Origin of the sequence: Comamonas terrae, assembly GCF_001544075.1 — a bacterium.
GTDB lineage: Bacteria > Pseudomonadota > Gammaproteobacteria > Burkholderiales > Burkholderiaceae_C > Comamonas > Comamonas terrae.
This window is the reverse complement of the sequence record NZ_BCNT01000016.1, coordinates 85,231-96,095: the sequence shown is the minus strand read 5'-3', so window position 1 is coordinate 96,095 and position 10,865 is coordinate 85,231. Positions and strand designations below refer to the sequence as shown.

The window sequence follows — 10,865 nt, the reverse complement described above, 5'->3', positions numbered from 1 at the left end:
GGGCGCTGGTCTTTGTGTGGCCGATGACGCACATGGAGCCGGCGCGGAACATGGGCACGCGGCCGTCGCTCGGCAGGCGCACGGGGTCGATGCCGATGAGGTCGGCATTCATCGGCAGGTACGAATACGCCACGGCCGCATAGCGCAGCGCGCTGGCCACCACCGGCTGGGGCTTGAAGATCTTGCCGTCGGGCTGGACGTTGTCCGGGTTGTACCAGGGCTCGCTCTCGTTGCCTGCAGCTGTGACCAGGGCACCGAAGCCCAGCCGCACCAGGCCCGTCTCGTAGTCCACCGTGCCGGTCACGCCGGGCGCGGAGATCGTGCCGTCGATGGCCGCCGTGACGTTCTGCGAGCCGCCGCCCGTGCGAGGCACCTGCACGGTGAGCGAACCCGGGCGCAGCGGCGCAGCGGCCGTGCGGAACACATAGGCGCTGGAAACGGCGTCGCCCAGCGTGGTGATGCAGCCCACGCGGGCGAGCGTGTTGGCGTTGCCGGGCGTCCACGAGGTGAGCGCGATGCGCCCCGTGGCGTAGTTGATGGTGCCGCGCGTCACAAAGCCGCCGGCGGTCAGCACGCGCAGCACGCCGGCGCTGTCGCTCCAGGGCTGCCCGCTGGCCGGCATCAGCAGCACAGAGCCTGGCACCACGGGCGCCTGTACGCCGGGCACCAGGTCGAACTCGGGCGCGAACGGCACCTGCAGCGTGCGGCGCGTTGCGCTGCCGGTGGTGCGAAACCGGATCTTGACGTAGCCGCTTTCGTCGTTGGGATAGAGCGACGGGGCATCGACATACTCGATGCGCTCGTAATTGAGCCGCCACAGGCGCGAGTCGCCCAGGAAAGTGTTGCTGCCCGAGGCCACGTAAGCGCTGTAGTGCGGCTTGGGCACCTTGATCGTGACGTCGGGATTGAAGTCCAGCGTGCCTGCCGCGTAGTTGACGGTGCCGACCTGCAAAGTGCCCAGCATCAGCTTGCCCGCGCCGTCGTCGCGCGCCAGCTGCGCGGGGTCGACGGGGTTGATACCCATCTCCTGCAGCTGGGCGCGCGTGTAGGTGCCCAGGACGGCCAGGTCCGTGAGGGTGCCCCACTCCACTTCGACGGTAAAGGGCTGCAGGCCGCCCTGCCCCGCCGAGACGGCCAGGCGACCCTGGCCGTTGCGCGACGGGTGCTGCAGCGTCACCTCTGCGGCCGGGGCGGTATCGACCGTCACGTCCAGCACGGTGCCGATGGCCGGCAGCAGCTTGGGCGCAAACAGAACCTGGGACCGGCCCACGCGCACCTCGCCCGTGGCGTCGCCCTGCAGCTGCCAGGCGCTGTTGGCAGTGGCCGTGCGCTGCGTGGCGCCATCCATCCACTTGATGTCGAAAGACCCCGGATACAGGGCCTGGCCGGCCGGCAGCTGCAGCGCAATGGTCTGGGAGATCTGCAGGTCCGTGACGGGATGCACGGTCTCTTGAGTGGGCACGCCCCACTGGATGACGATGGAGCTGCCCACATCGGGCAGCGCGCCCAGCGTGATGACGTAGGCGCCCGTGTCCGGGTTGTAGGTGCCGGCGCCAAAGCTGGAGTCGGTGCCGCGCAGCGCGCCGTCGCCGGCGTCGGAGAGCACATACCAGCGGCCCTGGGCGCGGTAGCTGAAGGACAGCGTGCCGGGCGCGGCCACGGGCGTAATGAAGCCCACATAGGACTGGCTGCGGGTCTCGGGGGTGATGCGGATCTCGCTGGACTGCGGGATGCGCTGCATATAGGCTGCGGGGCGGTAGGCGATGGCCTTGCTGCCGCCGTAGCTGCCGGCGCTCGAAGTCACGACACCGTTGGCATAGTCCACCGTGCCGATCTGTTGCGTGCCGGACATGAGCAGGCCGCCCGCGTCCGCAAACGTGACGCCGCCCACGGTAATGCGCAGCGAGCCGGGCTTGATGCCGCCGGGCAGTGCCAGGCTGGTGGCCGTGCTCCAGTCCTGCTGCGTGACAAAGCTCACATCGCCGGCCGCCGAGATCGGGAAGCCGGCCGCCGCGTAGGGGATCGCCGCGGGAATGGGCGTCTCGCTCTGCGCCGAGGGCACGAGCTGGGTGAAGATGGTCTTGGCCAGGATGGTGAAGTCGCCCAGGGCGGCGGCGCGCTGCAGCGGCGTCACGCCCACATAGCTGCCGGCGTCGGCCACCACCGTATCGCGCAGATGGGCGCTGTTGGCCAGGCGCGTAAACTGGCGGCTGGCCGGCGAGCCGGTGAAGTCGTAGCGCAGCGCATCCGACAGCTCCACCGTGACGACCATGGCCTTGTAGTCCTTGTCCACGTCATACGTAAAGGTGCGCTCCACGCTGGTGACGCGGATGGCGCGCACGTACTGCTCCTGCTCGTTGGGCAAACCCTCGTTGCCCACCAGGACCAGCGTCTTGCCCACGGCCGGCAGCTCGGTGCCGGGCCGCTGGAAGATCTGCATGACGCGCTGGCCCTTGATGTGGTTCTCGTACAGGTAGCCGGCCCATTCCGCGCCCTTGTTGAGGTACGCCTCCAGCCGGGACTGCGCCAGGGAGCGCGTGTCGTATACGCCGCCCGTGGTGAACAGCGTGACGGACACATTGGGGTCGGCCGGCGGCTCGGCCACGATCACGTTGCTGCCCATGTAGGTGTCCGTGTCTGCCGTGCGCACGGCCACATGGGTCTGGCGCATGTTCACACGGCCCCGGGCGCGGTCGGATTCGCTGATGTCGGGCATGAGGGCGTTGCTCTTGCCGTCCTCGATGACGACTGCCGAGGGGCCGCCGCCGCCCTCGGGCACGTCGTCCATGACGCGGCTGGCCATCAGCTGGATATCGCCTTGCTTGATGCTCATAGTTCGCTTGCTTCCAGAAAGCGCAGCACCAGGCTGCAGTAATAGTCGCCGTCCTGCTTGTCGGCGTAGTCGATGACGGATTGCATGGCCAGGGCGCGCATTTCTTCGGCGTCGCCATGGTCAAAGATGACGGTGAAGATCTCCCCGCGGATGTCGAGCTGCATGCGCAGCCCTGGCACCTCCGACCAGGACTTGATGGTCTTGAGCGTGGCGCGGTCGATCCAGGCGCTGTTGCCCTCGCCCTGCAGCGTGATCGGACGGCCGCCCTGGCGCGCCATCGCGCTCACGATCAGCGTCTGGAACGCGCTGCGCTTGGTGCTCTGCGCGACGGCGGACCAGCCCAGCTCGTCCGCCCATACAAGATCGGGCGGCAGGTCTATGGCCGTGCCGCCCGAGGTCAGAATGATTCGCATCGTTTAATGTCCTGTCTGCTGCTTCGCCAGCTCCAGTTGCCGCATGAATTCACGGCTGGCACTCTCCAGGCCCCATTGCCCTGCCTGGTTGGTGGGCACCGGATAGGCCTGGCTGTTGCCGATATAGAGGTTGACGATGCGATCGACCTGCTGGCCGCCACCGCCAGGAGCCGGCGCCGGCGCAGGGGCCGGCGCGCCAGGCTTGCCGCCCGTGCCACCCGTACCGCCGGGAGCGCCGACCTGGCCGCGTTGAGCATCCGCCCTCGCCTTTTCCATGGCTTCGCGCTGGGCCAGGGCGTCCATTTCCCGGTCGAACTCGAACTTGGTCAGGTCGTACATGTAGTTGCCGAGCTGGCCGCCGCTCTTGACGCTGAAGGGGTTGTCGCGCTGGTAGCGCTCGGTCCAGGCCTGCCACCAGGCCTCGCCCTCGGCGCGGCTGTTGAACGTGGGCACCTGGTCCACCGGGTTGGTGTTGCCCCGGTTCATGAACTTGCTGGCGTCCATCTCGCGGCCCCAGTTTTCCTTGCGCTGCTCGAAAGCGGCCGTCAGCATCTGCCCGTCCTGCACCAGGCGCTGGACTTTCTCGGAGACCTGGTCCGCCGCGATGCCCATGGCCTGCAGGGCCGCTACGGCCTGGTCGCGCATGCTGGCGAAGCCACGGCCGACATTGCCCGCAGATCCGTTGAGGCCATCGAGCGCTTTCTTGGCGTCGTTGACCGACACCAGCGTGGCCTTGCCCGCCTGGTCGACCTCGACGCGCCAGCCGCGCACGGCCGCCTGCGCCTTGACCCACTCGGGCGCCACGCCCTTGTTGGCAGCAATCGCGTCCTCGGCGGCTTTCTTGAAGGCCTCGGACAGCTCGCGGGCACTGGCCTTGCCCGAGTCGGCCGCGAAATCGAAGGCTTCCTTGGACTTGGCAGCCACGTCCTTGAGCGACTGGTCGGTCTTCACACCCAGCTGCGTGAGCGCCTCTGCCAGGCTGTTGATGCCGGGCTTGGCGGCGTCCGCGGCCTGTTTCAGGGCATCGAGCTTATCCTTGGCCTGGTCGAGCAGGCCATTGGCCACGCGCTCGCCCAGCTTGCCCCGCAGCTCTTCGACGCGGCTCGTCACCTCGGTGAGCGCCTGCTCGCTGTCGGCCGTGTTGATGGCCTTCACAAAGCTGGCCTCCAGCACGCGGCCGGTGTCGACGCCCATGGCCTTGAGCCTGTCGAGGCCCCCCACCACGGCGTCCAGGTCGTTGATCGCGGAGCGCGAGATCGCCGTGATGCGCCCCTGCAGGTCGGTAAAGTCCAGGCCGGTGCGGCGCACGGCCTCGCGCAGCGACTGGTCCATCATGACGCCCAAGCGTTCGGATTCGCGGCCGGCCGCGGCAATGGCGCCCTGCAGGCGTTCACGCAGGCCTGCGACGACCTCCGGCGGGGCTCCCTTGGCTACCGCGTCGTCGATCTGCTGCCTCAGCTTCTCGGCTTCCCGGCCGGCACTGGCGAAGGCCTGGCGCGCCAGTACCTCGAATTTGGCCAGGTCCTGTCCGGCCAGCATGGTCGACCAGGCCGCATCGAACTCGCCGGCGGCGAGCTTGCCATCAGCCACCAGCTTGTCCAGAACGGCCGTGGCGCTGCGGATGCCGGCAGCATTGGAGAGGTCGAAGTCCTTGCCGATCTTGGCGATGGCATCGGCTGCGCTGTCGCCGCCCTGGCGCAGCTGGTCGAACTTGGCGACCATGCCGGTAGCTTCCTTGCCCAGGTCGAACATGCGGCTGCGGGCTGCATCGTAAAGGGCCGCATTGCGCTGAATGCTCTCGGCGTGGATCTTGGCTGCTTCGGTACTAGCCTTGAGCGCAGCCTCCTGATCACGCAATGCTTTTTCAGCTGCCTGCAGCTGCTTACCCGCAGGAGTGAAACTGAAGACCCAGTCTGTGACTGCTTGAGTGCCACGCTTCAGCTCCTCGCGGAACAAAACCAAATTTACGACCAACCCCACAGGGCCGCCCAACAACCTGGTTGCACCCAGCAAGCCTTTTCCTAACGTACCAAGCGCACCTGTCTTGGCTACGATAGCCGTCGTGCCAGCGTTGACAGCACTATTGACGTTGGCTTGCGCAGCTCCAGCCGCGCGCGTAAAGGCCCCGATCTCGCCCCAGACCTTGGCATTCGCGGCGCGTGCCGCGGTATTGGCCGCCGTGGCGGCCGTATTCGCCGTCTGGGCCGCCGTGTTCTGTGCATGGGCCGCGGTATTGGCCTGCTGCGCCACGGTATTGCGGCCGGCCGCGGCCGTATTGGCCTCCAGCCCCTTCGTGGCGGACAAGGTGGCCGTGGCCCAGCGCGTGAAATCCGCGACCAGGCCGGAGATCTTGATGGCCGCCCAGGCCTTGCCGGCCGCGGTCAGCGTGCTGACCACGAGATCCAGGTTGTTGCCCAGGGCGTTGATGACCTTGGCCGCATTCTCGGTGCTGATCAGCCCCTTGTCGGCCTGGCCCACGTAGATGGACCACTGGGTGGAGAGGTTCTCAAGCGCACGGCCCACGGTGGGGCGCAGGCTCTCGAACTCCCGCGCCACGGTCTGGGACTGGCTCTCCAGCGCCCGCATGACGGTCTCGGCCGTCAGGAAGCCGCTCTCGGCCAGCTTGCGCAGCTCGCCCGTGGTGACGCCCAGGCCGTTGGCCAGGGCCTGTGCCAGGCGAGGCGCCTGCTCCATGACGCTGTTGAATTCTTCGCCGCGCAGCACACCGGACTGCAGGCCCTGGATCAGCTGCTGCAGGGCCGCGGCCGAGGACTGGGCCGAGCTGCTGGCCAGCTGCGTACTCTGGTTGATGGTGGTGGCCAGGCTCAGCGCACGGCGCTGCGCCTGCTCTGCGGCCATGCCGCCCTCTTCCGAGGCCTTGGCGAGGCGCGTGAACAGCGTGCCGGTAGACTCCAGGCTGGTATAGGTCTTGAGCGCCACGGCCTCGACGCCGGCCATGGAGCGCTCGAATTGCGGTCCAGCACCCGTGGCGAGCTTGACCCGGTCCTCCAGATTCTTGAAGGCATCCGCCGTGGTGGCCACGTCCTTGATCAGGCCGCCGAAGTAGCTGCCGGCCAGCGCGGCCGAGGCGATCTGCTGCACACGCTGCAGCTGGACGCTGATGGAGGTCATGCCCTCGCGTAGCGTGCGCTGGTTCTGCGCCTGGACCTGGGTGGATGCCGTGGAGGCATTGGCGGCCTGCTGGTAGGCCGGCACCATGGCCAGGACCTCGGCGCGCAGCTGGGCGACAGCCGCCTGCAGGGCCTTTTCCTGCTGGGCCAGGTTGGCGGTACTGAGACCCATGTTTTCCAGCGCAGACCGCGATTCCTGCAGGGCGGCATTCTTGGTGCGCAGCTGGCCAGACAGCCTGGCGGCCGAGCCGATGGCCAGCTCGTATTCCTTGCGCAGCGCAGCCTCCGCATTCACGCCCTGCTGCGCGGCGCGGGCGGCAAGGGACAGGGCCTGCTGCTTTTCCTTCAGCTCCTTCGATGCGGCCGAGATCCCCTGCTTCAGGCCGTCGACAGCGGCACGGTATTCGTCGGTACGGCGGGCCGAGGAGCCGGTTTCGTCACGCAGGGAGCGCAGTGCGGCGCGCTTGCTGGCAAGCGCCTGCTGGCTGGCCTGCGTCGCCTGGGCAGCAGTGGCCTCGGCCGCCGCCAGTTCCTTGGTCTTGGCTGCAGCCGTGTCCAGCTCTCGGCCCAGGCTGTCCACGTGCTTGGTCGAGGCGTCCAGCTCGGTGGAAAGCGACTGCACTTCGCGGCGCAGATCTCCGAAACTGGAAAGCGCCCGCTGCTTGGAGCCCAGCGCCTCGAGCGCGGCTGCTGCCTCCTGGGCGCCCTGCTTGAGATCGCCCTCGAGCAGGTCGCCCACATTCTTGACGGCCGTGGCCAGCGCGTCGGCATCGGACGCGCCCTTGACTGCAGCCTCAATGTCGTATTTGATCTTGGGGTCAGCCATTTATTGCCTCGGAGTCGAAATGTCGGGATTTTTCTGGTGTGTTGTCTTGGTTTGCGCCGGCCTGCCGCTGGCCCTGCTGGGCCTGCTGCTGGACTCCGAGCGCATGATGGCCCTGGGGGCCGGGGCCATCGCCACCGTGGTGGTGGGATGGCCCGTGCTGCTGCTCATGGGGCTGGTACAGACGTCCGCACCCAAGCGCTGATTACGCGGTCACGCCGGGGAAGCGGATCTCGTAGCCCTCTGTCTTGCCCTTCGGGGTGACGATCTTTCCGGTCAGCGTGGTGGGAGAGAAATCCCCGCCCAGGAAGTCGAAGCCATTGTTGGCGCCCAGCACGCACTCCCAGACATCGGCCTCCATGGGGCTGCCGTCCACCATGTTCTGGCCGTCGAACCGGGCCTGGCAGCGCACCTGGGTGACGCGGCCGCCCAGGATCTTCTTGCCGTCGACCGCGCTCCAGCTCGCCGCGATCTTGACCTTTTCATCCTTGGCTGGCGCGCCATCGACCGCCAGGAAGCGGATCTCGCCGCGCATCCAGTTGACTTCGTAGTGCTGACCAAGGACAAAGGTGGTGGTGGCCCCTTCGTTCGTGATGGAAAAACCCTCGCTGTGCAGATTGCGTTTGCCGAACGACAGCCACACCCCCAGGGACGTGACAGTGAAATCGGTGGCATTCTGGTTGCCGGCACTTTGCGTGAGCGCCTGCACGATGCCCTGAAACTGCATGGCCATCGCTTCCATGCTGGCCGCCGACAGCTCGATGGTCAGCTCGGTGGGCTTGGGCAGCACCACCGAGGCCCGGGCCTGGCCGTAGTCAAGATGCGACCGGGACTCGGAGATTTTTTCCTCGAAGTTGGGCTTGATCTCGAACTTGTCGGCGTCCAGCGGATCGCCAAAGCCGGTATAGACCTGCCTGGTGGTGTCCCACAGATTGAGGGTCACCAGGCCGGCGCCCAGAATGGCACGTGCGGTATTGGTAGCAGACATTGCTATTCCTCTCAGAAACAAAAAACCCGCCGGTGTTGTCACGGGCGGGCGGGTGAAACAAATTCCGAGGGTCAGCTCGGATCGCGGTACTGGATAGTGAAGGCGCCCAGGACCAGGGAGCCCCCGACGTCGATGTTTTCAAGGCGGTAATGCACCGCCCCCTCTTGCAAGCCTAAGCCGTCAAGTCGAATGCCGGCCGCCGTGATCAGCGGCATGCAGCGATTGCGCAGGATGCGCTTGACCAGACGGTAGTCGCCGTGGGCTTGCGCCCTGGCGAGTTGCGTGCGGGCGATGACGCCTACGCTGAAGTGGTAGATGCGCTGCTGCAGCTGACCGGGCTGCTCCAGGGGCGTGTCGCGCTGGTCCTCGAGGAAGACGATGCGCGGGCCGTCCTGCAGGTCGCTAGCGCGCTCGGGGTTGTCCAGCACCTTGGCGCCGGCCAGCTCGGGATCTTTGCGCAGCGCCTCGATCAGGATCTGGCCCATCTCGAACGGGACGCCCCGGGGGAACTTGTCAGCCGACTGCGTCATGACCAGGCACTCCCCAGCAGCACCACTTGCTCGGCACCGTCGTTGATGCGCTCCGGTACATCGAGAACGCGGAAGCGCTCGCCTTCGGCCATGCCGAGCTGCGGGGCGGCCTCCAGCAGCTGCAGGACGTCATCGGGGCGCATGTCCACCGTGGCCGGGCACTGGAGGGTGCGCGAGACTGTCGACGCATGCCCTTCCAGGGCCTCGGCATCGGTCACGCCGATGATGCCCTGCAGCACCAGATCTTCTACGCCGGCCCGCAAGCGCTTGAAGCGCATGGCGAAATCCGAGCAGTAGAAGACGGCCTGCATGTCGTGGTCGAGGTCGAGCATCAGACCAGCGAACCCGTCTTGCCCTTGCCGGCCTTGGCGTCCTGCGGGGCCGCGGCATCGGCCTGGGCCGGTGCGGGCTCCGGCACCTTCTCGGCTGCCTTGGCAGGGGCAGTGGCTTCCGCCAGCGCCTTCTCGGCCGCTTCGGCACGGGCTACGGCTGCCGCCAGCGCCTCTTCGCGCGTGCGGATCTCGGTCTCGAAGCGGCTGCGAAGCTCGATGAGTTCACTCTTGGCAGCTTCGGCGCGGGATATGGCTTCTTCACGCGCACGTATCTCGGCCTTGAGGCGAGCATCTGCTGCGTCTTCTGCCTGCAGCTCTTCGGACGAGGGCTGCAAGATCTGCACCGCTGCGCCCAGATCCTCGGCCTCCCTTGCTGTCAGCTCCAGCGTTGCGCCGGTGGGAACACGCTTGCCGTCGCGTATCACTACGCTTTTGACTGTGTACCTTGCCATGGTTACGCTCCCTTGCCTGCGTTCTGGATCAGGAAACCGGCCGAGGCGCCGACCAGTTCAGGCTGATAGGCGTCATTGACCGGGTAGAACCAGGTCCTGGGGTTGCGCTCGTAGTACGGCTGTTCGACGTTGGGCCGATCCTTGAGCTGGTAGGTGTAGCCGTAGTTGGGAGAGCCGCGCTGCTGCTGGGGCTTGGGCACCGTGAAGGCCAGGATGGCGTCCAGGCCCCACATATCCTGGAATTCCTTGCCGTCGTGGTAAGTTGCCTCGCCTTCGACAATGCGCTCGATCTCGAACAGGCGCTGCAGCTGCTCGATGCTGGCCGGCACACGATCCACAGTGATGCTGATGCGGTCCATGACCTTCGGGTGATTGCGCAGGGCGAGCAAGGCCTTGGGGCTCAGCGTCAGTACGTTGGGCTTCTTGCCGGTGCTCTTGCGAATGGCCTCACGACCTTCATTCAAGACCTCGAAAGGATTGCTGGCGGAATTCGTCCAGAAATCGGTAGACGACAGAATCACCTTGTGATCGTTGTCATAGTTGGCTGGATTGAGCGCCAAATCTGCCGCCAGCTTCTCGCGCTCGTTGCCCATGACATCCTGCACGGTATTGACGGCGTGGCTGCCCAGATCGATGCCAGGCACGGTCTGAGCCTCTTCCTCGGTTTCGATGGGCACCTCGCCTTCCAGGGCGTGATCCACCAGGGAGTATTTGCCCTTGCCGTAGCCCAGGCGGATGCGCTTCGTGTTTGCACCAGGCGCGCGGGCCGAGTTCACGAGCTGGAAGGCATCGGGCGGAAACACGATGATCGTGCCGGAGCGGCTGGTCACATCGACGCGGGGAAACAGGATGTCGGCAATCTTGGCATTGGGCGAGCCGTAGCCGCGGGCGACCGCAGTGAGGATGGGATCGATGACTGCGGCTTCATTGGGGGCCATTTGGGGCATGGAATTCTCCGGTTATGGGGTGATGGGGAGCGGTGCTCAGGCCACCAGGACGGCAGACGGGGTGAGCAGCACTTCGATACGGTCGCCGGCGGCAGCAGCGGCGCCCATGGCCCTGGCCACGCCGACCTTGCCGGCCGTGAGGGGCACGACACGACCCTCCGCGTCGACCATGAGCGGGGCATCGTCGGTAATGGCGGCGCCGGCTTCGACGATGGTGGTGCCCAGCACATCGACGGGGACCAGATCGCCCTTGGCGCGCGCACTGGTGCGGCCGACACCGAAGACCGTGCCGCCGGCCGCGGGATAGGCGCCGGCCTTGGTGACGAAACGCTCAGCCGCCAGGGCGCCATCGGCGGGCACCGTGAGGGTGAGAATGGGAATGCAGGACAGCATCATGGCTTGACTCCTATGGGTGG

At 66.8% G+C, this 10,865-nt stretch carries 10 protein-coding genes; 1 reads left to right on the top strand and 9 read right to left on the bottom strand.

Annotation, left to right across the window (positions count from 1 at the left end; translation table 11 throughout):
• The 3 genes from Cte04_RS18060 to Cte04_RS18050 form a co-directional block, all read right to left on the bottom strand.
• A partial coding sequence (locus tag Cte04_RS18060) for a hypothetical protein (protein ID WP_066481785.1) occupies window positions 1-2,833 on the bottom strand: 2,833 nt, incomplete at its 3' end.
• Window positions 2,830-3,246: a hypothetical protein gene (locus Cte04_RS18055; protein WP_066481766.1), complete on the bottom strand. Its 417-nt coding sequence runs from the start codon at window positions 3,244-3,246 to the stop codon at window positions 2,830-2,832. The genes Cte04_RS18055 and Cte04_RS18060, both read right to left, overlap by 4 nt.
• A 3-nt stretch (window positions 3,247-3,249) precedes the next feature.
• The gene (locus Cte04_RS18050; protein ID WP_066481764.1) at window positions 3,250-7,203 is read right to left on the bottom strand and encodes a tape measure protein; all 3,954 of its coding nucleotides are present in this window, start codon (window positions 7,201-7,203) and stop codon (window positions 3,250-3,252) included.
• A gap of 19 nt (window positions 7,204-7,222) precedes the next feature.
• On the opposite strand from Cte04_RS18050, the gene Cte04_RS18045 reads away from it, so the two are divergent.
• Window positions 7,223-7,405: a hypothetical protein gene (locus Cte04_RS18045; RefSeq protein ID WP_157082119.1), complete on the top strand. Its 183-nt coding sequence runs from the start codon at window positions 7,223-7,225 to the stop codon at window positions 7,403-7,405.
• Here the strand turns inward: Cte04_RS18045 and Cte04_RS18040 are convergent, their stop codons facing one another.
• From Cte04_RS18040 to Cte04_RS18015, 6 genes are all read right to left on the bottom strand, one after another.
• Window positions 7,406-8,188: a phage tail tube protein gene (locus tag Cte04_RS18040; RefSeq protein WP_066481757.1), complete on the bottom strand. Its 783-nt coding sequence runs from the start codon at window positions 8,186-8,188 to the stop codon at window positions 7,406-7,408.
• A 71-nt stretch (window positions 8,189-8,259) separates the two neighbouring features.
• Entirely contained in the window at window positions 8,260-8,718 is a 459-nt protein-coding gene (locus Cte04_RS18035; RefSeq protein WP_066481750.1) for a hypothetical protein, read from the bottom strand.
• Window positions 8,715-9,050: a hypothetical protein gene (locus tag Cte04_RS18030; RefSeq protein ID WP_066481749.1), complete on the bottom strand. Its 336-nt coding sequence runs from the start codon at window positions 9,048-9,050 to the stop codon at window positions 8,715-8,717. The genes Cte04_RS18035 and Cte04_RS18030 overlap by 4 nt, the downstream gene beginning before the upstream one ends.
• Window positions 9,050-9,502, bottom strand: coding sequence for a hypothetical protein (locus tag Cte04_RS18025; RefSeq protein WP_157082117.1), 453 nt, complete (start codon window positions 9,500-9,502; stop codon window positions 9,050-9,052). Before Cte04_RS18025 ends, Cte04_RS18030 begins: the two co-directional genes overlap by 1 nt.
• Window positions 9,503-9,504: 2 nt before the next feature.
• Window positions 9,505-10,449 (bottom strand): major capsid protein, encoded by a 945-nt coding sequence (locus tag Cte04_RS18020; RefSeq protein WP_157082115.1) that lies wholly within the window; start codon window positions 10,447-10,449, stop codon window positions 9,505-9,507.
• Window positions 10,450-10,485: 36 nt separating this feature from the next.
• Entirely contained in the window at window positions 10,486-10,845 is a 360-nt protein-coding gene (locus Cte04_RS18015) for a capsid cement protein (protein ID WP_066481732.1), read from the bottom strand.
• Window positions 10,846-10,865: the final 20 nt, after the last annotated feature.

Excerpts from the sequence above, each read along its gene's own strand:
- Cte04_RS18055 (WP_066481766.1), bottom strand. The coding sequence starts at position 3,246 with ATGCGAATCATTCTGACCTCGGGCGGCACGGCCATAGACCTGCCGCCC.
- Cte04_RS18050 (WP_066481764.1), bottom strand. The coding sequence starts at position 7,203 with ATGGCTGACCCCAAGATCAAATACGACATTGAGGCTGCAGTCAAGGGC.
- Cte04_RS18045 (WP_157082119.1), top strand. The coding sequence starts at position 7,223 with ATGTCGGGATTTTTCTGGTGTGTTGTCTTGGTTTGCGCCGGCCTGCCG.
- Cte04_RS18040 (WP_066481757.1), bottom strand. The coding sequence starts at position 8,188 with ATGTCTGCTACCAATACCGCACGTGCCATTCTGGGCGCCGGCCTGGTG.
- Cte04_RS18035 (WP_066481750.1), bottom strand. The coding sequence starts at position 8,718 with ATGACGCAGTCGGCTGACAAGTTCCCCCGGGGCGTCCCGTTCGAGATG.
- Cte04_RS18030 (WP_066481749.1), bottom strand. The coding sequence starts at position 9,050 with ATGCTCGACCTCGACCACGACATGCAGGCCGTCTTCTACTGCTCGGAT.
- Cte04_RS18025 (WP_157082117.1), bottom strand. The coding sequence starts at position 9,502 with ATGGCAAGGTACACAGTCAAAAGCGTAGTGATACGCGACGGCAAGCGT.
- Cte04_RS18020 (WP_157082115.1), bottom strand. The coding sequence starts at position 10,449 with ATGCCCCAAATGGCCCCCAATGAAGCCGCAGTCATCGATCCCATCCTC.
- Cte04_RS18015 (WP_066481732.1), bottom strand. The coding sequence starts at position 10,845 with ATGATGCTGTCCTGCATTCCCATTCTCACCCTCACGGTGCCCGCCGAT.